Below are 20,296 nucleotides of genomic sequence, written 5' to 3'. Positions count from 1 at the left end.
AGGCGAGCAAGAACTCGCCTTTTTAAATAGAATAGGAGTAAATCAAATGACAAAAAAATTACAGTTATCAGCCGAAGAAATGCGTCAGTTAGGATATCAAGCGGTTGACTTGATTGTTGATCATATGAATCATTTAAAAAGTAAACCAGTTTCAGAAACGATTGATAGTAATATTTTTAGAGACAAGCTAATTGAAACGATTCCGGAAAACGGATCTAATCCAAAAGAATTACTTCATTTTCTTAATAACAATGTGTTTAATCAAATTACTCATGTGGATCATCCTCATTTTATGGCTTTTGTGCCAGGTCCTAATAATTATGTTGGTGTATTAGCAGATTTTTTAGCAAGTGGGTTTAATGTATTTCCTACAGCTTGGATAGTAGGTGCAGGTGCCGAACAAATTGAATTAACGACAATTAACTGGTTAAAATCAATGCTAGGATTCCCTGATTCAGCTGAAGGACTATTTGTCAGTGGTGGTTCCATGGCTAATTTGACTGCACTTACTGTAGCGAGACAGGTCAAGCTGAATAATGACATAGAAAATGCGATTGTTTATTTTTCTAACCAAACTCATTTTTCTGTAGATCGAGCACTTAAAGTATTAGGTTTTAAACAGCATCAAATTTGCCGAATTGAGACAGATGAAGACTTAAAAATTTCAGTTAGTACTTTAAGAAAACAAATAAAAGAAGATCGATTAAAAGGGAAAAAACCATTCTGTGTTATTGCTAATGCAGGGACAACGAATTGCGGAGCGGTGGACTCCCTCGATGAATTGGCTGATGTATGTGGTGATGAAGATATATGGCTACACGTGGATGGGGCTTATGGGGCTGCAGCAATTCTCAGTGAAAAAGGAAGGGAGTTATTAAGTGGAATTCATCGTGCCGATTCTTTAACGTTAGACCCGCATAAATGGCTTTTTCAGCCTTATGATGTTGGTTGTGTACTTATTCGAAATAGCCAATATTTAAGTGAAACATTCCGTATGATCCCAGAGTATATTAAGGATACAGAAACTAATATAGAAGAAAAAGTGAATTTTGGGGAGCGTGGAATTGAACTTTCTCGTAGATTTAGAGCATTAAAGGTATGGCTTTCTTTTAAAGCATTCGGAGTTACAGCTTTTCGTGAGGCAATTGATCATGGCATTATGCTAGCTGAACAAGTTGAAGAGTTTTTAAGGAAAGAAAAAGATTGGGAAGTAGTAACACCTGCCCAATTAGGAATTGTTACTTTTCGTTATATTCCATGTGAGCTAACATCTACAGATACAATTCATGAAATAAACAAAAAATTGGTGGAAGAAATTAATCAAAGAGGATTTGCTATGCTAAGTACGACTAAATTAAAAGAAAAAGTAGTAATTCGACTTTGCTCTATTAACCCAAGAACAACAAAAGAAGAAATACTTCAAATCATGATGAACATAAAAGCATTAGCAGAGGAAATAAACACATCGCCTAAACATCTTATATCTGTTTCTCAACCTTGATATATTAGGCGGATTTTACATATTAATAGCCGATTCTTATTTAGAATCGGCTATTATATTTAAATGATAAATACATATATACTATTTATAAGTGTTTCTCTTGTAATGGGATTAAGCCTCAACCTTGGATACTCGTTTGAAACCAGTCTTTATTGCTTGTACTATTTCGTTCACAGCATAAATAGATACATCGGCATTTGGATTTAACCCTTCAAACCAGTGATAGGTATTTGGATATAAATGAAACTCCACATCAACACCAGCTTGTGCTAGTTTGCTTACATAGGTTAATGTTTCGCTGCGGAATGGATCTAATTGACCAACAAATGTGTAAGTATACGGTAAGTCACTATAATCCTCAGCTCGAGAAGGTGCTGCATAGGCAGGGATTTGATCCGTTCCATACATTTCTCCTAAATACATTTTCCAGCCAGCTTCATTTGCCTTTTGGTTCCAAACAAATCCCTCTTTAATTTCATTCGCTGAAGGTGTATCATTTCTGTCATCAATCATTGGATATAGTGGCATTTGTAAACAAATTGAAGGATATTTTCGATCTCGTGCTAATAATGATAATGCTGCTGTTAGTCCACCGCCAGCGCTTACTCCTGCAAGCCCAATTCGATTCGAATCAATGTTTAATGACTTTGCATTATCAGCAATCCATTTTAAAGCTGAATAACAATCCTCAATTGGTGCTGGGTAAGGGTGTTCAGGTGCTAAGCGGTAGTCTACAGACACGACCACACAGCTAGCTTCTTTTGCAAACCTCATACAAATATCATCGTTATCATCTATAGACCCTAAGATATAACCTCCACCATGTATCCATAATAAGACAGGTAAAGATTCATGATTTGATTTTGGACGATAAATTCGTAATGGTAACGGATTATCATCAGGCCCAACAATGACTTTATCTGTTAAAGAAAGAGAGTCATCAACAACGGTAGGTGGTCTCATTTGAGCTATTCCTTCTCTGATTGATTGCAAATTTTCTGGGCGTAAATCGAGATCCGGAAACATCTCTAATCCTTGTAATAATTCTGGATTTACTCTAGTTTTCATTTTAGCACCTCTATTTGTAATTGTTTTCAAATAAATGAAGTGTATTCTAAGTAGTTTAATTGTGAAAGAACACCACAATTAAATTGTAAATTGGATATGTTATAACGGTCAACAGAATATTCGGAAATTAAAACCTTTCTCAAGAAGGAGTTTCATGCAATCAATAATACAAGTAGTGGATTTAAGAGCAAAGTGGTTTAATGTCGTTGTAATTATGTACATTAGAAAAATTTATTTTTGAGTCTAGAAAAGGATTAGATTCTTTTCTAGACTCATGAAGAATTATGAAAAGCAAAATTTTATAGATAGTTATCTTAAAAATAAACAAAGAGAGAAGAACTAGCCAATGTTCTTCTCTTTTTTTCATATGTAATTAGGGTATCCATAACTGTAAATACGGATGGTATAGATTTATGGATGAATAATTTATTTTTAAATTAATAACGTAATACATAAAGATTTTTGTATGTAATATTGCATATACAGGGACCACTGGTGAAAATGCTGAGCAATGTTTTTCCATATGGTAAATTAGTTCCTTATTTATTTTATTTCATTTTCAATCGTGTAAGGCTTGGGGCTAAGGTTTACAAAGGTGACTAGTAAAAAATATAACAATATAAGTATAAGATTTTGTACTTAGTAATCTCGCGATTTAAGGCATGACATTGGATAAGTGTGGGGAGTTCAATCGATTTTGAATAAAATCAATAGTATCAGTTGCAATTTTTTTACGTTTAAGAACGATCCCGGCATGCCCACATTTATAAATATATCGTGGAGGTCTTTCCCAAGATTCCCACAAGTAGTCTGTATCCTCAGAATGCACATATAGATCATGCTTACCTGAAATTAATAAAATATTTTCTTTTTTTACTTTTGGCAATGCTTGACTCGGTTCAGTGATTTTCCAATAATCTATTAAATCATCATACGTAACACCATGATGTTCCAAGTCTTCTCTAATAAATTTACCTGGAGTTGTATTCCAAATCGAATAAGAAAGTCGATTTGCATAGAAAATGGATGCTAACACATCAATTTCTTCTTCAACAAGAGAGGTTAAGTTAGTAATAAATCCGCCTAAACTAATTCCTATTAGAATGAGGGGCCCCTTTTTATTTGCTTTAATCCATTTAATCAAAGCTCGTAAATCAGCTACCGCTTGTCTAGTTGCTTGTAATGTTCGTTCAATATTTGCACTTACCATATACTCTCCACTGAATAAGGATTGATCGGGTTTTCTTTCAAAATGATAGGGTAGAGTGAAATAATACATATTCCACTTCAGGCTGGTCATATGATCGTGGAATATTTTTTTCACACGTTCGTTAGAATCCATTCTCCAACCGTGAACAAAGATAACATGAGGTGCATTTTCATTTTCATGTAAGAATAATTCCCCAGTTACAGAGTCGTTGTGTGAATCACCGGATTGAACCGAACTTTTATAGTTGAATTGCCCAACTATGTATTCATTTTCCTGCTTTGAATGCTTAATGTCAAAATGAAAATGTGATGGTTTTACTTTATAAAAAGATTCTATGTTCTTTATATTTAATGAAGTGTTAGAAAGGGAAGTAAACTGAAACGCTACACTTCTTTTTTTGTGTAAATCATATAAGGCGTACCGATCAATGAGTTTTGAAAAAATCAAATTAACCTCCTCCAAAATACATATTGTTTAAAACATAGACAAAATTTATGTTTTAAATTAATTAGGAAATATTCTCTTTTCCTAATAGTAGGTGCTTGAATTATAAAAATAGGTGATAAATTTGCATATTATATTATAAATCGTGCAATAAAATAAAACTATAAATAATTTATATTAAAATTTAAGAAGAATGTTAACTTGTTTTTCTTTTCTTATTAAAAGATGTAATTTCTATGAGGAACTTAACAATTTCCATCTAGATATTCACAAATAGCTTCTCTATATTTATTGTATAGAAATTATACAATAAATATATTTTTTATATTATATACATTAAATTAAGCTTAACCTCTCTTTTCTATAAGTCTCTTAAATTGACTAACTCCTTACCAATATTCAAAAACGACTGCATTTTTGAATTTGTGTTCTAGTTTTTCTTGAACAGGTAAATGAATAACTACACATAAACTCCTTATATCTCTAGTTAAACTACCGATTAGCTCCATATAAACTCTAGATAACCTATATAGAATACAAGTTATCAAGGAGGTAAGAAAAATGAATTTTATGAAACGAGCAATTCTCAGTATGAAAAAAAGGATAGGAACATCATTAATTTTGATGGCAGTTTTTCTGATTGTTACAAATTTGGTTCTTTCAGGTTTCACAATCCAAAATGCATCAAAAAAAGCAGCGGATGCTGCAAGAAAAAAACTTGGTGCAGATGTTACTTTAAGTCTTGATTTCGACAAAATAGGTCAAAAAGCTAAGGAAACTGGAGAAATGCCAAATCCGCCGCAGCTCGATGCAAAAGAAACAGATCAATTAGCGAAGTCCAAGTATGTAAAAGATTATAATTACATAGCTAACACTTTCGGTATTTCTGATGGACTTAAACTAGTAGGAGCTTCAGAAGGAGAAGAAGAAGGAAAAGGTAAAGTGGGAATGACGGCTGCGCGAGGCGGTTCAAGCTCTGGTACAGAAATAGATATGAATGCTTCTTTTATGATTGAGGGAGTTCGCAAGACTGCATTACAAGAAAGCTTTAAAAACGGAAAAAGTAAAATCATTGATGGAAAACCAATAACAGAGCAAATGAAGGATCAGAATGTAGCTTTAATGGAAAAACGATTAGCGGAATTAAACAATTTGAAAGTAGGAGACAAAGTTAAAGTACAATCAGGGGATAAGAAGGAAACTCTTGAGGTTGAAATTATCGGCATTTACGAAACAAATGAGCAAGCAATGGGTCAACAGGCTCCTCCTATTATGGATCCAGCTAATAAACTATATATGCCGCATTCAACTATGAAAAAATTAGAAGTAGACCAAGGTATAAGTAGTGGTCAAGTCGTGTATTTCTTGAATGATCCACAATATATTGATGCATTTAAAAAAGAAGCAAAAAAATCTAACATTGATTTTAATTATTATAAATTAGATGCGCATGATTCATTGTACAAGCAAATGATTGGTCCTATCGAAAATATCTCTTCGACTTCTCAAATGATTATTTATATTGTATCGATTGCAGGTGCAATTATTTTAGGATTAATCATTATGCTATCAATTAAAGGACGTCGTAAAGAAATGGGAATTCTATTGTCTATTGGAGAGAAAAAGTGGAAACTGATAGCGCAATTCGTAGTAGAAGTAGTGTGTGTCGCTATTTTAGCATTTGGATTATCCATAACAACAGGAGCTAAAGTTTCTCAATATATCGGGGATAATTTACTTTCGAATGAAATTGCTACTGCAAGCGAAGAAACAGATACTTCGCAACATGGTACTGTAATGATGGCTGGATCTGGTGGTACTCTACAAAATCAAAAAGAAGATCCAATTGATAAAATTGATGTAAGTGTAACAGGAGAAGATGTAGGGAAAATGGGTGGAATTGGACTGGCTATTGCTATAATAGCAACGCTTCTTCCATCATTATCTATTCTACGTTTAAACCCAAAACAAATTCTTTTAAAAGATGAATGAGGAGGCTTAATATGGAGACGATTTTACAGTTTAAAAATTTGGATTATTATTATGAAAGTAATGGGAAAAATGTAGCGATACTAGATAATGTTAACTTTTCTTTCCAAAAAGGACATTTCTACACGATTTTAGGACCATCTGGATCTGGTAAAACCACAACTCTGAGCTTAGGTTGTGGACTGGATGTCCCTAAAAATGGTTATGTACTGTATAATGGTAAAGATATTAGAAAAATTGGTTTGGATCGATACCGTAATCAAAATGTATCTGTAATTTTCCAATCTTATAATTTGATAACCTATATGACAGCTCTTCAAAATGTCTTAACAGCAATGGAAATTACGGGTGTTAAAGTGCAAAATAAAACAGCAAGAGCATTAGAATTGTTAGAAAGGGTAGGACTCACAGAAGTTGAAGCGAAACGAAACGTCCTGCAACTAAGCGGCGGACAACAACAGCGTGTAGCAATTGCTCGAGCACTATCTTGTAATGTTGATTTACTGATTGCAGATGAGCCGACAGGAAACCTCGACGAGGAAACTGCAATGGATATAATAGAGCTATTTCAAGAACTTGCACATAAAGAGAATAAATGCATTATTGTTGTGACGCACTCACAGGAGGTTGCTAAAAAATCAGATCGTGCAGTGTATTTAAATAAGCAGAAGTTGGTCGTAAATGAAATCTAATATAAACATCGTAGCTTTTTAATTCACATAATTTTCAAAATCTAGACCTTTCAAAAGCTTATATTTGATTTATAATAAAATCAAGCCATAATCAAAATGGTCTCCCTGTACTGAATGTTAAAATAGTTTGTTGTTCCCGTTTTAATAATATAATAAAAAGAACTTGTAGGATATTCTACAGGTTCTTTTTATTATAATTGGTTACCTATATCATGGGATAATCACACATAAAAAACGGGACATTACCTAGATGTATGACCTAAATATCGTCCCGTTTACCTACTCTGTATAGTTATTGCAGAATTAAACCTACAATCATAATTAAACTAAATACTATTATCCAACCAAACGCACAATAGCCAAAAATTCTAATCCATTTAGGTAATTGATGCATGTTAATTTTATTTGTGGGAACTCCTTGCATAGAAAACATCATTTTTTGATCTCTATCTCTATTATTTTGTTGTTCATACATACTATCATCACCTTTCCAGAACTATTGCGTTTATAGTATATCAGCCTAAAGAAAATTATGTACAGAATAAGAAGGGATAGCATAAATATTATGTGGTGAATTTTATAAATAAATGCATTTAATTGCCATGGTTCTAAGCGCTAATTCGTTATAAATACTGAAAAAGAGCACTACATAAATAGGACTCATTTTCTTCAAATATTAAGTTGCTGGATATAAATCAGGACCAAGGTAACGTTCTTTTATAATTTGAAGATGATGAAGCTCATGACCAGCAATAATGTATGCTAATGCACGAACTGTAACTTCAGAATTATTCGCATTTCCTCTTTGTGACCAAGCTTCTTTATCTAAGCTTCTAAGTAAATGCAGGGTAGATTGGCGAACAACTATTAAATTCCCAAGAAGATCTTGCATAGATTGCTTATCAAAAGCAGCTCTAAGAACATACATATCATCAAATGAAAAACCTGTTAATAAGTTTATACTTACTACAAAAACAAACAAACTCGTCCTATTTAAAGGAGAGTTTGTTTTTATGTTTAGATAATGGAATACTCATGCAAAATTGCACACTATGTTCCATATTTTTCATTGAATACTTTATATCTAGTGTTTCAAGAATTTGTTTAACAATATATAGCCCCAAACCATTTCCTCCAGTATTTCGATTTCTTGATTTTTCAATTCGATAAAATGGTTTGAAAATTTGTTGTAAATCTTCATCTTTAATATTGACACCTGTATTTATAATTTGCATTTTGATTTGACCTTGTTTCGAATCCTCACTTAACTTTATATAGACTTTTTCATTATGTGGTGAATACATAACCGCATTGTGTATAATATTTTTACATGCTTTTTCTAAAAGAGCACAATCTGTATAAATAGAAAGGTCAAAATCAATTTCTTTTATTATTTCGATGTTTTTTTGAGAAGCAAAAAATTCGAGATCTTTTGTAATTGTACCTATTAATTTTGAAAGATTAACTTTCTCTACTTTTAGTTTGAAGGTGTGTTGTTCTAATTTCGATACGCTTAAAATTTCACGAACTAATTGTTCCATACTTTCAATAATTTGATGATTTTTCTTTAAATATTGATCGCGATTTTGATAAGGGCCAATATTGTATATCATTCCTTCTAAGTATCCTTTCATTACAGTAAGAGGGGACTTTAATTCATGTGCTACAATCGCAAAAAACTCTCTGCGTTTTGTTTCTATTTCTCTTTCTTTTTCAATATCATTTTTTAATTGTTCATTTGCTTTTTTCAAATCAAACATAGCTTGTTGCAAGTTAATAGACATGTCATTCAAACTATTAGATAATTCTCCTAACTCATCTGTAGAGCGAACCTCAATTTTTTCGGAGAAATCTAAATTTGCCATCTTTTGTGCACCTTCATTAATATAAATAAGTGGCTTTGTAATAAACCTGGAATAAAAATAAGCACTTCCTATACCAATAACGAGCACAATGATACTAATATAGGGGAGAAAGCGTACTAAAACCTGTGAAGCTTCATCAATCGGTTGAAATGTAGCAAAGACTATAAGCGTTAAACTACCATCTTGGAATTGAATTGGTTTCGTAACATTATATGAATTGCTGAGGGTACTTGCATTCTCGAATCGTGTTGCTTTAGTAACTACTGTTTTTTGCGTACCACTTTGAATAAAAGAAAATGAAGGAGAGTAAATAATTACTCCTTCTTTATTTTGAAGATAAAGCATCGCATTATTTTTTTTTGCGTATTCATCAAAAAGTGGTATCGCATCTTGAAACGTAAGATTTTTAGACTTATCAATGATTTCGTTTATCCCTGTTTGAAGTTGATCTGTTTTATATTGCTCATAAAACGTAGGGAGAAAGAAGTATAAAGTTAAATAAATCAATACTGCAAAGGATAATAAAATGAGAGATGTAGTCATAAAGAGTTTATAAGTAATTTGCTTCATTTTCATGAGTTTCACAATACTATTCATCAATTTTATAACCAATACCCTTTATTGTTTTAATATAAGGGATAGCTAATTTTTTGCGTAGGTTTTTAATATGTGTATCAATTATTCGTGTTTCTCCAAAATAATCGTAACCCCAGACTTTCTCTACGATATTTTCTCTTGTGAGTACTTTTCTCTCATTTTGAAATAGTAGTTGTAGAATTTCAAACTCTTTTGTCGTTAATATAATTTCAACGTCATTTACATATACTCTATATGCATCCACATCAATACGCACTTCTTTAAATATCAAATGATTATTTACATTTTTATCATAACTTCTTCTAAGTACAGCTTCGACTCGTCTAATCAAAACATGAAATGAAAAGGGCTTTGTTATATAATCATCGATCCCAAGGTCGAATCCTTTCATTTGATCTTCCTCTTCTTCCAACGCAGTTAGCATAATAATTGGTACGTTTGACTGACTTCGAATCATTTTAGAAACTTCAAACCCATTAAGATTGGGCATCATGACATCTAGAAGAATTAAATCAAATGATTGCTTATTAAATTGTGTCATACCCTCTAGTCCATCTGAAGCGACTATCACTGTATAATGCTGCGTCATTAAAAATTGTTTAATTAATTCCTGAATTTCTTGATCGTCCTCTACCACGAGAATATGATAGTTTTTCATAATATCACCTCTGGTAGTCATTATAGCCGTACTATCTGGAGTTTATGTGGAGATACAATAGGAACTTCATAGGACGTTTAACGTATTAGCTTCATTTTCAAGAATGTGTATTCTCCAAAAAAATATGATTAGCCATATTCCTTTTTATGAAAAAATAATTGTATGCTTGAAAAAACTTATCGTATGAAAAGCTGAACGATTTATATTTCTAAAAAACCAATGTATAATATTGGGAACTGCATGTGATTTCTTAAACTGTGTGAACATATACTTTCGCTACTTACTAGAAGGGGAAACGGAAATGAATTTCAATATAAAAAAAGCTAGCGAAATTATAGAGTGTACTTCACAAACTTTAGAGTTTTTTGCTAATTTAGTAAACGATTAAGGTGTGAACTAAGGATTATTTAAATCATGCGAGAAAGGTTGTGAAATTATTTGATGGGTTATAAAGCGATGCTGTTTGATTTAGATGATACATTACTTGATAGGGATAAAGCAGTAGAGGCATTATTTTTAATTGTTTTAGAAAAGTGTTATGAAAATGTAGATGGTGCGGCTAAAAGCAACATGTTACAGAAATTCAAAGAATACGATAAAAGAGAATATGGCATAAGTAATAAAACGACAGTTTTAGAATCATTGTTTGATGAATTCACGCCAAGGTATAGATTGCCACGCAATTACATCCAAGATTTTTGGAATAATAATTTCCCTAGATGTTTTTCAATAGACCAAAATACTATTCATTTCTTAAATCAAATAAAGAAGCACTTTAAAGTTGGAATTATAACAAATGGCTCAACTCAGAGGCAAAAAGCTAAAATATTTAACACGAATTTAAATAGGTATTTTGAAACAATCATTATTTCTGAAGAAGTGGGATTTAGTAAACCTGATAAACGTATATTCGAACTAGCATTAGATAAGCTAAATTTACAACCGGAAAATACTTTATTTGTTGGGGATGACTTAGAAAAGGATATTGCTGGTCCTCAAAATGCAAATATAAAAGGTGTGTGGTTTAACCCTCAGAAAATCAAGAATACTACCAAAATACAACCATATGCCGAGATTAACACTTTGGATAGTTTGTTAAGTTATGTTACTCCACAATATTTTTATAACAAGTAAAAGTAATTCCATATATATATTCAAAAATATAAAAAAAGAGAAACTATCATTAATTTCATTGACCGTATTAGTAATAAAAAAATATATATTTACAACAAAAAATAGAGGCCATTTTAATAGCTGAAGCTAATTTAATCTATGATTAATACGAAGTTTTGTAAAACAATTTTACTCATACTGTATAAATTATAAAGGGGTGGGACTATGGAAATAAAGAAAGTAGTAATCGATGGAATCAATATTGCGGTCATTAGGAACGATAAGGTATTAATATCGGATGTTCAGTCTGCATTAGATACTATGGCAACAGTTCAATATGAGGTAGATGCGAAACATATTATTATCCATAAATCTTTAATAAGTGAAGATTTCTTTGATCTAAAAACACGGCTTGCGGGCGATATCCTTCAAAAATTTATAAACTACAAGGTAAAGATTGCTATTGTTGGAGATTTCTCTATGTATACTAGTAAAAGCTTAAAGGATTTTATTTATGAATGTAATAAAGGGAATGACATTTTTTACTTAGCAACTGAACAACAAGCAATTGAAAAACTAAGTACATTAAAGTAATAATTATATCCTGCTAAATTCCCCCATTTCACTTAGTTCATGATTATATACGATATAGAAGAACTGATGTTTGTGGTAAACTAAGAGATGAATAAAGGGGGAGTTTTCTTGAACAATTTTAATGATACGATCCGAGATTTAAACAATATAGTTTACAAACCTAACAATTTAATGATTACGAATCTAAAAGAAGAAAAGCAAAACGCAGAATATGCAGGATGTTTATTCCACTTAAATAACAAAACCATTCGTTTTAGAAAATCAAAAGTTACTCCTAATAAAATTGGTCAATTTGTTTCTTTTTGGGAGAAAGATGAAAATATGCGAAATAGAGCTTTCTCTTATGAAGCTGCTCCTGATTTATTAGTAATCACTTGTATTGCTGATAATAAACTAGGACAATTTATTTTTCCTAAAGAGATTCTTCTTAAAGAAAAAATATTGAGAACACAAAGTCAAACAGGGAAAATGGCAATGAGAATTTATCCTGTTTGGGATACCACTGTTAGCAATCAAGCTAAAAGGAGCCAAACGTGGCAACTTCACTATTTTGTTGATTTAAGTGATATTAATAATTTGCCTATAGATAAACTATTAAATTTATATTCGTAGCTTTTGATTTTCCCCAAAAAGAAGTAATTACAGAAAAGACATTTGTAATGACGCCTTCTATTAATTTACCTTGTGAATCGTAATTTTTGTACCGGTACAGTTAAATGAAATGTACATTGTTACAGTGCCCCTTAAAATTTACAATCAGCATATATTATTTAAACTTATAAATTTTTAAGGGGTGCTAATTATGACAAGTTTACAAAATCAGCTTTTCACAAGATTAAATCTTAAAAAACGTAATGAAGTAACGTTTGAAGAATTACCTACTATACTCTTTTCATTTGCACACACTATACCATTTGAGAATTTAGATGTTATAGCACGAAATACGAATCAAATCTCTCTGGAAAACTTACGAGAGAAAATTTTAACTAGTTCCCGTGGTGGACTTTGCTACGAATTAAATACTCTTTTTTACTATTTCTTAAGAGACTGTGGCTATGATGTACAACTGGCATTAGGTACGGTTTATAAAAACGATATAAATGCATGGGCACTTGAGGATGGCCATATAACAATTATTTTAACTTATGATAATGTACAGTATTTAATTGATGTAGGTATAGCTTCGTTAGTACCTCTTGTTCCTGTACCTTTTACTGGTAAGTCTGTTTCTTCAAAAAATGGTTCGTACCGGGTGAGACGAAAAGATACGAGTAAGGGAAATTATGTTTTAGAAAGAATAGATACTGATGGAGAATGGAAAGTTTGTCATGCTTTTTATAAACATAATATTGATGAGATAATAGTAAACGATGTTCAAAGAAGAGTGATAGAAGATGAGAAGTCTATTTTTAATAAAGGACCAATTGCAGTAAAGTTGACGAACTCCGGTCATATTTCATTAACGAATACAAGTTTAACTGAAGCTATTCGTGGGGAAAAAACTAAGCATGAAATTACAGAAGATCAATATAAAGAGTTTTTATATACTTTATTTGCTATTAAGTTATGAATAATAAAGATAGCCGGTTCTTATTCAGAAGCGGCTATCTTTATTATTTTTGGTATAAATGGTTTTCTTCTAATATGTTTCGGAAACTGCGGTATAGTTAGTGTTTTTAATGTTTTCTCAGCTTCTTCATATGTATGAAAAATTGGTTCTTTTCCATCATCCCCTTGTAAAACTAGCCCTTCATCTCGAATTACATATGGCATAAAACCACCCCATCTAGTAAAGAATTATGTTCTTTTGCAGCAGAATAATACGATTTAAAGTTTGATTTTCTTAATACATATAATACACTAGAACAGTACGAAAAAGTATGTACAATGAATTTTGAATGTAAAGGAAGATTATTATGTCAGTTATTGATAAATTGAAACTTAATAAGTATACAAATATGGTCGTTATTAACGAACCAAGTGATTATGACATTTTTACAGGTAAAGAAACTGCATTCTCAAAAGAACACGATGCTATCTTTATATTTGTAGAAACGCTTGATGAAATGGTGAAACAAACGAATTTTATTATTAGTAATGAAGAATTACTAATTGAAAAAGGTTACGTATTCTTCGCATATCCAAAAAAAGGTAATGCTCGTTATAGTACGTTTATTCACCGTGATGAGATGTTTCCGGCATTAAACGTTGGAGAAGATGGTTATGTGGGAGAAAGCGACATTAAATTTGCACGAATGGTAAGTATGGATGAAGTCTTTACTGTTGTAGGTTTAAAACGCGAGAAGAAAAAAACAACGAAAACATCTGCTATGAGTCAATGTGTTGCCGATTATGCAGATCGAATTAAAGATGTTGAAGCATTATTAGCTAATCATCCGAATGAACTTAAGTTTTATCAAAGTTTAACTCCTGGATATCAGAAAGATTGGGCACGTAATCTTTTTTCTGTAAAACAAGAAAAAACACGTAAAAAACGTCTAGAGAAAATGATAGAGATCCTTTCACAAGGCTATAAAACAATTGAATTATTCCGTAAGAAGAAAAAATAATGATTAAGAAAGTCACAATGCTGCAACAATTAATTGTGATGAGTACATTGAAAAAAGCATTCCTTCCATTATACTAAGGAATGTTCTTATATTTATATAATTAGTAAAAGAGAAAAGGTGTTTGAAATGAAATCGTATATTGTAGTTGGATCTGGAATTTTAGGAGCGTCTACTGCTTATCATCTTGCTAAGGCAGGTGCGAATGTTACTATCGTGGATCGCCAACAATTAGGACAAGCAACTGATGCAGGAGCAGGTATTGTATGTCCATGGCTATCGCAGCGTCGTAATAAAGCATGGTATAAAATTGTTAAAGGCGGTGCACGTTACTATTCTTCGTTAATTCAGCAATTAGAAGAAGACGGTGAAACTGACACAGGATATAATCGTGTAGGTGCAATTAGTTTACATACTGACGAGAAAAAGTTAGATCAAATGGAAGAGCGAGCTTATAAACGACGTGAAGATGCCCCAGAGATTGGTGAAATCACTCGCTTATCAGCTGAAGAAACAAAAAAATTATTCCCAGCATTATCAGACGAATATAGTTCTGTTCATATTAGTGGTGCTGCACGAGTAAATGGAAGATTATTACGCAATGCATTAATAAGTGCTGCGAAAAAACATGGTGCAACTTTAATAAAAGGCGATGCCATATTAGTCCGTGAAGGAAATCATATTACGGGAGTTACAGTAAACGATGAAACAATCTTAGCGGAAAAGGTTATTGTAACTGCAGGCGCATGGGCGAATGAAATCTTGAATCCATTAGGAATTAATTTCTTAGTTACATTCCAAAAAGGACAAATTGTTCATCTGCAAATCGAGAATACAGCAACAGAAAATATGCCAGTTGTTATGCCACCGAACGATCAATATATTTTAACGTTTGACAATGGGCATGTCGTAATTGGTGCAACACATGAGAATGATACTGGTTTCGATCATCGTGTAACAGCAGGTGGTTTACATGAAGTATTCCATAAGGCATTAGCAGTTGCACCTGGATTAGAAAATGCTACAGTGCTTGAAACGAGAGTTGGATTCAGACCATTCACACCAGGATTCTTACCTGTTATCGGACCACTACCTAACTTTGAAGGAATTCTCGTTGCGAATGGATTAGGGGCTTCGGGTTTAACAGCTGGTCCATACTTAGGAGCGGAACTTGCTAAATTAGCGCTGGGACAACCAATTGAGTTAGATTTAAATGATTATGATGTTGCTGGCGCAATTGAATAATATAGGGTACTGCTAACATTTAGGAAAAACCATGCTAAACACATTCGACAGGGAATAAGCAGTTTTTCCTCTGTTAAGAGTAAGCCTGTTTATGAAAAATAAAATTCTTTAAAAATAGAGGGCCGACATTATAAACCTGCATTAATGTAGAATTGTGATGTCGGCTCTTTATTTATATTTATTTAAAACTTATTTTCGGGAGGAGCTTAAGCAATGAGAGCGCCATATCAAGTATTGATATTTCCTTATATAAAAACTGCCGATTCCATTCAATATGCTATTTTCAACCGAAGTGATTATGGTTATTGGCAAGGAATAGCTGGTGGCGGAGAAGACGGTGAGATTCCTATTGAATCAGCAAAACGGGAAGCGTTTGAAGAGGCTGGTATTACAAGAGAATGTCCATATATACAATTAGATTCTGTGTCTTCACTACCAGTAGAGGATGTAGTTAGAGGATTCCTTTGGGGAGAAGAGGTTTATGTGATAAAAGAATTTTCTTTTGGAGTTAAAGTCCCTACAAAAAACATATCATTATCTAAAGAACACTTTAATTATAAATGGTTATGCTTTGAGGAAGCAGTAACGCTTTTGAAATGGGATAGCAACAAAACAGCATTGTGGGAATTAAACAAAAGACTATTAAAACAATAAAAGTTTTTGCTAACAAAAATAGTTGTGGAAGAAGAATTGAACCATTAACAAACCCTTGCTACACTTCTAAACAATATTTTATAGATTTGGCATGGGTAATGAACGAAGAGAACTTGCACTAAGAAAAGCCCTATACAGTTGCCTCTGAAAAAATGAAAATAGTTAGAAATATTTTTATATCGTACGGTTTTTGGCTATGAATAACGAAATAAATATTAAGTATTCAACAGTTCAAATAAAACGAGTCAGCTTTTTATTTTAGGAAGAAAGATGACTCGTTTTATGCTAAAATTCGCTTAGTGTATATTTTCGTTAAAATGTGGGTGGGCCCCCTTTTAGCAAAACCGGAGTGGGAATGATGAGTATAAATAGTTTTGTGGGATTGATAAATGACGAATTATTAAAAGAGGTAAGTATAAGAAGTGAGGATGAATTCGAGCCTGTAGTAGTTAAAGATATTCCTAGACTTTGGAAGTGTTTAGGAACAGGTAATTATGCCGCAGTATTCATGCACAAAGAATACAAAGATTGGGTAGTGAAAGTTTACGTGCGAGAAGGAGAAGGAATTGAAAAAGAGTCAGAAGTATACCGAAGAATTGGAGATCATCCTTCTTATTCAAAGCTTATATATAAAGGGGAAAATTTCATAGTATTGAAACGTTTAAAAGAAATTACCTTATACGATGCTATTCATAAGGGTATTAAAATTCCTAAGCAAGTAATACTTGATATTAATGAGGCTTTAGAGTATGCGAGGGAACAAGGGTTAACTCCTTGTGATGTTCACGGGAAAAATGTGATGATGGAAAAAGGAAGGGGATATGTAGTCGATGTATCTGATTTCTTAAAAACAAAAGAAGATAGTAAGTGGAGAGATCTAGAAAAGGCATATTTCACCTTTTATTTTCCTTTCATATATAAATTGCCTTTCCCGGTTAAAATACCGTATTTTATGTTAAACATTGTTAGGCGTTCGTATAGAAAATATAAGAAGCTTAAAAAGAACTTCAAATTATAAAAGGACCATATATGTTCCTGAAAACGAGTTAAATTTACATAAATAACTTTAGAAAAATTTCAAATTTTGTTTAGAGGCTATTTCAAGACCTTAGCTTGCTGGGCATATGATGTTACCTCAAAAAATAAAAAGATTAGGAGTAAATCCTAATCTTTTTATTTATACATATTTTTGTTAGTTATATCACTATCAATTCCAAAACGGGATATTTTGAATAAATGAAACCGTCAAAATAAGTGGTGATGCGGAACCAGCAGTTACTAAAGTTACTATTTTTCGTCCGTTCTGTTCTTTTGAAGGTTTTATAAGTTCTGTAATTAACACAATCCATATTATGATAGATACTATTGAAATAATATTTATAGACATATGTAACACATCCCTTCGTGTTTTCACATAAATATTTCTTCTTTTATAAAATAAAAGCAATTTAACAAGAAAATATGTAACGCATTAAAAATCAATATTTTCCTGTTAAACCACCTTTTTTAAATAGAAATACGACTGATAAAACGATAACAACAGCCTTCAAACTGCCCCAATATGGATAAATAGCATGATCTGTTAGACTAGCATGCTGAAAAATATTCTCTAAACCGAAAATTCCTATCATGACTGCTAAAAGGAATGAAGCTGATCCATACGTCCCTTTACGATAGAGGGTAAATAAATAGACTGTGAAAATTAGTGGTAAGATGATTTGTAGTACGATTATCATAGTTCGTCCCCCAGATTATTTATAATTATATTATATACAAAATTGTAATAAAAAGGAATGCAACTTATTTGATACTAACAGAACTACTCTAATCATATTCTTCTATAAAAAAGAAGAAAAAGGGGTGTACAGTTAATTGACAAAAGTTAAAGTTAGTTTACGACCCATTGTTCATAACGTAAATTTACCAACTGTATTGAAAACAACGATACTTCCAGGTGAATCGACCGAAAGACTATTTATCGCAACTCAATTAGGGGAGATTTTTTACATAGGGGACGGAGTTATAAAGACATTTTTAGATATTCGTCACCTAATTATTAAATTAGGTACATTTGAAGAAGGTGTTTCTAGTAGCGGTTATGATGAACGCGGATTGCTTGGACTTGCGTTCCATCCACAATTTTATCAAAATGGGTTATTTTATATTCATTATTCAGTAGCTGGAACTCAAGGGCCAGGTGCATTTTCTGAGCAATTTAAACCGAATCCTTGTGACCCTAAAACGTTAAATTTAAAGTGGTTTAATAGAAATACGCAATATGATCACATTGATACTGTGGAAGAATGGACTTTACAATCTAATGGTCAAGCTCAAAAGCGACGAACATTACTGAATGTAAGAAGACCATTTTTTAATCATAACGGAGTCAATAGTTTAAAATTTTCACCTGAGACTGGAAAACTTGTTTTTACAAATGGAGATGGCGGATCAGGTTATGATCCATTTAATTTAAGCCAAGATGATTTAGAAATAGCAGGTAAAATAATTGAAATCGATGTAAGTAAAAATACATTTATAAATAACCCTCCTGTAGTTACACGCTTTAATGAACTTCCTTTATCTATACAAGAAACACTTACAGTAATTGCAAAAGGAGTACGTAATATAACCGGCATTTCATTTCAAAGGTTTTATAATCAATATATCAAATACGCCGGAAATGTCGGACAAGATATTGTAGAGTCTATTTTTTCATTTGTTCAATATAAACCTATACCGGTTACAGAACTTGTTCAAATTCATTTTATGAGGTTAACTCCCAAACAAGATGGGTTTATCAATTTTGGGTGGCGAGGATGGGAAGGGGATTTACCTACTTCTTTTATACGACATTGTTCTGAGAATCAGACTTTGGATGAGAGAACAATGGTTTATTATGATGAAACAATACAAACTTCAGTGAAGCGTATTCTGCCTCTACTTAGTTATTTTCATAAAGATTCTAGAACAGATAAGTTTGGAGGAACTTCACTTACAGGAGTTCAGCCATATATGGGAAATGCAATTCCAAATTTAACAGGTAGCGTTGTTTTTACTGACCTTGCCAAGAAAGGAGAATCTCAGTCTCCAATTAAGGGTGTTTTAGCCTATACTAGAGCAGGTACAGACGGTAAACATGCTGACTTTTATGCTATTGAAACCAATTATGATTTTGGTACGCAACCAGCTTATTATATGAGTTTAGGAACAAATTCGGATCAAACTAAATTATATTTAGGAGTTTACAGTTCTATGAAAGTAACTGATTTTAACAAAGGTACCATTTTTGAAATTATTCCTTGATACGATATAAATTCTCAGTTTAAAAACATAAAGAGTTTATTCTGCTTCCAAAACGCACAACTTGACTTGTCCCCCTAAAAATCTTCAATCTATAAGTATCTATTATATAGTGATTTATAACTAGTAGAAAGCAACTCATAAACCATAAGTGTATGAATAATATAGAAAGTAATGAATGTGGTATCTTTAGGGGGTATTTTAATGAATTGGTTTGTACGTTATTGGTATCAACTGATGATAGAACATGATACGAGCTTTGTTCATAAAAGAAAATTGTCCCTTGCGAATAAGTTAGTACTTACAGCTTTGATGAGTGCATTGGCCACCATGTTTCAAGCAGCTGGGAACTTAGTTCCTGGTATAGGTTTGCTCATTAGTCCATTTTCGACATTACCGATTTTTTTTGCTATTTTCTATTCTATTCGTGAGGGAATACTTTCTTATATTCTTACTATTTTTCTATTATTTATTATTGAGCCCAGTGAACTAATTGTCTTTCCTTTTACTACAGGCTTATTAGGTCTAGCCTTAGGAGTATCCTTTTTAAAATTAAAGAGGAGAATTTGGATTGTTTCTTTTTCAGCAACTTGTCTACTTATAGGTATTATGATCGTTCTCGATGTTTTCCACTTTCCGGTACTTGGTCCTGCTGTTCATACAACTATGGATATAAAAATTATTTTATCAATATTTATAATGAGCTTTCTATACTGTTGGATTTATGCAGGTTTTTGCAGAATAATGATGAATAGATTATATAAAGTGTTGTATTGACAATGGCATAATGAGGATTGGA

21 protein-coding genes and 1 pseudogene are annotated in these 20,296 nt (G+C 32.1%); 13 read left to right on the top strand and 9 right to left on the bottom strand.

Annotated features, from left to right (window positions below; all coding sequences use genetic code 11):
* Positions 1 to 46: 46 nt before the first annotated feature.
* A complete protein-coding gene (locus DN407_RS13275) occupies positions 47 to 1,501 on the top strand; it encodes a pyridoxal phosphate-dependent decarboxylase family protein (RefSeq protein WP_000162820.1) in 1,455 nt (484 codons plus the stop codon).
* 111 nt (positions 1,502 to 1,612) lie between these two features.
* On the opposite strand, the gene DN407_RS13270 is transcribed toward DN407_RS13275, so the two are convergent.
* Both DN407_RS13270 and DN407_RS13265 read right to left on the bottom strand, forming a co-directional pair.
* Complete coding sequence (locus DN407_RS13270; protein ID WP_149216361.1) at positions 1,613 to 2,569, bottom strand: alpha/beta hydrolase; 957 nt, start codon at positions 2,567 to 2,569, stop codon at positions 1,613 to 1,615.
* 655 nt (positions 2,570 to 3,224) lie between these two features.
* Complete coding sequence (locus DN407_RS13265) at positions 3,225 to 4,226, bottom strand: alpha/beta hydrolase (RefSeq protein WP_098620023.1); 1,002 nt, start codon at positions 4,224 to 4,226, stop codon at positions 3,225 to 3,227.
* Positions 4,227 to 4,784: 558 nt separating this feature from the next.
* Here DN407_RS13265 and DN407_RS13260 point away from each other — a divergent pair.
* Together DN407_RS13260 and DN407_RS13255 are read left to right on the top strand one after the other, a co-directional pair.
* Positions 4,785 to 6,215: an ABC transporter permease gene (locus DN407_RS13260; protein WP_098620024.1), complete on the top strand. Its 1,431-nt coding sequence runs from the start codon at positions 4,785 to 4,787 to the stop codon at positions 6,213 to 6,215.
* An 11-nt stretch (positions 6,216 to 6,226) separates the two neighbouring features.
* Entirely contained in the window at positions 6,227 to 6,904 is a 678-nt protein-coding gene (locus DN407_RS13255) for an ABC transporter ATP-binding protein (protein WP_087947677.1), read from the top strand.
* Positions 6,905 to 7,196: 292 nt separating this feature from the next.
* Here the strand turns inward: DN407_RS13255 and DN407_RS13250 are convergent, their stop codons facing one another.
* From DN407_RS13250 to DN407_RS13235, 4 genes and pseudogenes are all read right to left on the bottom strand, one after another.
* The gene (locus DN407_RS13250) at positions 7,197 to 7,379 is read right to left on the bottom strand and encodes a hypothetical protein (RefSeq protein WP_000273232.1); all 183 of its coding nucleotides are present in this window, start codon (positions 7,377 to 7,379) and stop codon (positions 7,197 to 7,199) included.
* 201 nt (positions 7,380 to 7,580) lie between these two features.
* Positions 7,581 to 7,856: pseudogene (locus DN407_RS13245) on the bottom strand (DinB family protein); the annotation flags it as partial.
* Positions 7,857 to 7,893: 37 nt separating this feature from the next.
* Positions 7,894 to 9,345, bottom strand: coding sequence for a sensor histidine kinase (locus tag DN407_RS13240; protein ID WP_149216757.1), 1,452 nt, complete (start codon positions 9,343 to 9,345; stop codon positions 7,894 to 7,896).
* Between the two features lie 13 nt (positions 9,346 to 9,358).
* Positions 9,359 to 10,024: a response regulator transcription factor gene (locus DN407_RS13235; protein WP_000800726.1), complete on the bottom strand. Its 666-nt coding sequence runs from the start codon at positions 10,022 to 10,024 to the stop codon at positions 9,359 to 9,361.
* 441 nt (positions 10,025 to 10,465) lie between these two features.
* On the opposite strand from DN407_RS13235, the gene DN407_RS13230 reads away from it, so the two are divergent.
* The 4 genes from DN407_RS13230 to DN407_RS13215 all read left to right on the top strand — a co-directional run bounded on the left by DN407_RS13230 (position 10,466) and on the right by DN407_RS13215 (position 13,301).
* Positions 10,466 to 11,158 (top strand): HAD family hydrolase, encoded by a 693-nt coding sequence (locus DN407_RS13230; protein WP_000540714.1) that lies wholly within the window; start codon positions 10,466 to 10,468, stop codon positions 11,156 to 11,158.
* A gap of 204 nt (positions 11,159 to 11,362) precedes the next feature.
* Positions 11,363 to 11,731: a DUF4180 domain-containing protein gene (locus DN407_RS13225; protein ID WP_000403464.1), complete on the top strand. Its 369-nt coding sequence runs from the start codon at positions 11,363 to 11,365 to the stop codon at positions 11,729 to 11,731.
* A 108-nt stretch (positions 11,732 to 11,839) separates the two neighbouring features.
* Positions 11,840 to 12,343 (top strand): MepB family protein, encoded by a 504-nt coding sequence (locus DN407_RS13220; protein WP_001058767.1) that lies wholly within the window; start codon positions 11,840 to 11,842, stop codon positions 12,341 to 12,343.
* Positions 12,344 to 12,533: 190 nt separating this feature from the next.
* Positions 12,534 to 13,301, top strand: coding sequence for an arylamine N-acetyltransferase family protein (locus tag DN407_RS13215; RefSeq protein WP_000202805.1), 768 nt, complete (start codon positions 12,534 to 12,536; stop codon positions 13,299 to 13,301).
* A 20-nt stretch (positions 13,302 to 13,321) separates the two neighbouring features.
* Here the strand turns inward: DN407_RS13215 and DN407_RS13210 are convergent, their stop codons facing one another.
* Positions 13,322 to 13,504 carry a hypothetical protein gene (locus tag DN407_RS13210; RefSeq protein ID WP_001147160.1) on the bottom strand — a complete coding sequence of 61 codons (183 nt, stop codon included), beginning with the start codon at positions 13,502 to 13,504 and terminating at the stop codon, positions 13,322 to 13,324.
* Positions 13,505 to 13,647: 143 nt separating this feature from the next.
* Between DN407_RS13210 and DN407_RS13205 the strand changes: the two genes are divergently transcribed.
* The 4 genes from DN407_RS13205 (at position 13,648) to DN407_RS13190 (ending at position 17,215) form a co-directional block, all read left to right on the top strand.
* Entirely contained in the window at positions 13,648 to 14,301 is a 654-nt protein-coding gene (locus tag DN407_RS13205; RefSeq protein WP_087947675.1) for a YdeI/OmpD-associated family protein, read from the top strand.
* A gap of 126 nt (positions 14,302 to 14,427) precedes the next feature.
* Positions 14,428 to 15,543: an NAD(P)/FAD-dependent oxidoreductase gene (locus tag DN407_RS13200; protein WP_000844390.1), complete on the top strand. Its 1,116-nt coding sequence runs from the start codon at positions 14,428 to 14,430 to the stop codon at positions 15,541 to 15,543.
* Positions 15,544 to 15,756: 213 nt separating this feature from the next.
* Positions 15,757 to 16,197 (top strand): NUDIX hydrolase, encoded by a 441-nt coding sequence (locus DN407_RS13195; protein ID WP_001202587.1) that lies wholly within the window; start codon positions 15,757 to 15,759, stop codon positions 16,195 to 16,197.
* 358 nt (positions 16,198 to 16,555) lie between these two features.
* On the top strand, positions 16,556 to 17,215 hold the full coding sequence (locus tag DN407_RS13190; protein WP_000026534.1) for a protein kinase family protein: 660 nt from the start codon (positions 16,556 to 16,558) through the stop codon (positions 17,213 to 17,215).
* Positions 17,216 to 17,404: 189 nt separating this feature from the next.
* Here DN407_RS13190 and DN407_RS13185 read toward each other — a convergent pair whose 3' ends face one another.
* On the bottom strand, positions 17,405 to 17,584 hold the full coding sequence (locus DN407_RS13185) for a hypothetical protein (protein WP_149216360.1): 180 nt from the start codon (positions 17,582 to 17,584) through the stop codon (positions 17,405 to 17,407).
* 91 nt (positions 17,585 to 17,675) lie between these two features.
* On the bottom strand, positions 17,676 to 17,933 hold the full coding sequence (locus tag DN407_RS13180) for a hypothetical protein (protein ID WP_000587709.1): 258 nt from the start codon (positions 17,931 to 17,933) through the stop codon (positions 17,676 to 17,678).
* Positions 17,934 to 18,069: 136 nt separating this feature from the next.
* Between DN407_RS13180 and DN407_RS13175 the strand changes: the two genes are divergently transcribed.
* Complete coding sequence (locus DN407_RS13175) at positions 18,070 to 19,500, top strand: PQQ-dependent sugar dehydrogenase (protein ID WP_149216359.1); 1,431 nt, start codon at positions 18,070 to 18,072, stop codon at positions 19,498 to 19,500.
* A 201-nt stretch (positions 19,501 to 19,701) separates the two neighbouring features.
* Entirely contained in the window at positions 19,702 to 20,274 is a 573-nt protein-coding gene (locus DN407_RS13170) for a YybS family protein (RefSeq protein ID WP_001103993.1), read from the top strand.
* Positions 20,275 to 20,296: the final 22 nt, after the last annotated feature.

The sequence above is a fragment of the Bacillus sp. JAS24-2 genome (assembly GCF_008274905.1).
Classification (GTDB): Bacteria; Bacillota; Bacilli; order Bacillales; family Bacillaceae_G; genus Bacillus_A; species Bacillus_A cereus.
Note: the sequence above shows the minus strand (reverse complement) of the source record. Positions and strands in the feature narration are given on the sequence as shown.

Coding starts and splice junctions, on each gene's coding strand:
- DN407_RS13215 (WP_000202805.1), top strand. CDS start 12,534: ATGACAAGTTTACAAAATCAGCTTTTCACAAGATTAAATCTTAAAAAA.
- DN407_RS13195 (WP_001202587.1), top strand. CDS start 15,757: ATGAGAGCGCCATATCAAGTATTGATATTTCCTTATATAAAAACTGCC.
- DN407_RS13185 (WP_149216360.1), bottom strand. CDS start 17,584: ATGTCTATAAATATTATTTCAATAGTATCTATCATAATATGGATTGTG.
- DN407_RS13210 (WP_001147160.1), bottom strand. CDS start 13,504: ATGCCATATGTAATTCGAGATGAAGGGCTAGTTTTACAAGGGGATGAT.
- DN407_RS13230 (WP_000540714.1), top strand. CDS start 10,466: ATGGGTTATAAAGCGATGCTGTTTGATTTAGATGATACATTACTTGAT.
- DN407_RS13275 (WP_000162820.1), top strand. CDS start 47: ATGACAAAAAAATTACAGTTATCAGCCGAAGAAATGCGTCAGTTAGGA.
- DN407_RS13270 (WP_149216361.1), bottom strand. CDS start 2,569: ATGAAAACTAGAGTAAATCCAGAATTATTACAAGGATTAGAGATGTTT.
- DN407_RS13260 (WP_098620024.1), top strand. CDS start 4,785: ATGAATTTTATGAAACGAGCAATTCTCAGTATGAAAAAAAGGATAGGA.
- DN407_RS13250 (WP_000273232.1), bottom strand. CDS start 7,379: ATGTATGAACAACAAAATAATAGAGATAGAGATCAAAAAATGATGTTT.
- DN407_RS13170 (WP_001103993.1), top strand. CDS start 19,702: ATGAATTGGTTTGTACGTTATTGGTATCAACTGATGATAGAACATGAT.
- DN407_RS13190 (WP_000026534.1), top strand. CDS start 16,556: ATGAGTATAAATAGTTTTGTGGGATTGATAAATGACGAATTATTAAAA.
- DN407_RS13205 (WP_087947675.1), top strand. CDS start 13,648: ATGTCAGTTATTGATAAATTGAAACTTAATAAGTATACAAATATGGTC.
- DN407_RS13200 (WP_000844390.1), top strand. CDS start 14,428: ATGAAATCGTATATTGTAGTTGGATCTGGAATTTTAGGAGCGTCTACT.
- DN407_RS13235 (WP_000800726.1), bottom strand. CDS start 10,024: ATGAAAAACTATCATATTCTCGTGGTAGAGGACGATCAAGAAATTCAG.
- DN407_RS13255 (WP_087947677.1), top strand. CDS start 6,227: ATGGAGACGATTTTACAGTTTAAAAATTTGGATTATTATTATGAAAGT.
- DN407_RS13240 (WP_149216757.1), bottom strand. CDS start 9,345: ATGAAAATGAAGCAAATTACTTATAAACTCTTTATGACTACATCTCTC.
- DN407_RS13225 (WP_000403464.1), top strand. CDS start 11,363: ATGGAAATAAAGAAAGTAGTAATCGATGGAATCAATATTGCGGTCATT.
- DN407_RS13180 (WP_000587709.1), bottom strand. CDS start 17,933: ATGATAATCGTACTACAAATCATCTTACCACTAATTTTCACAGTCTAT.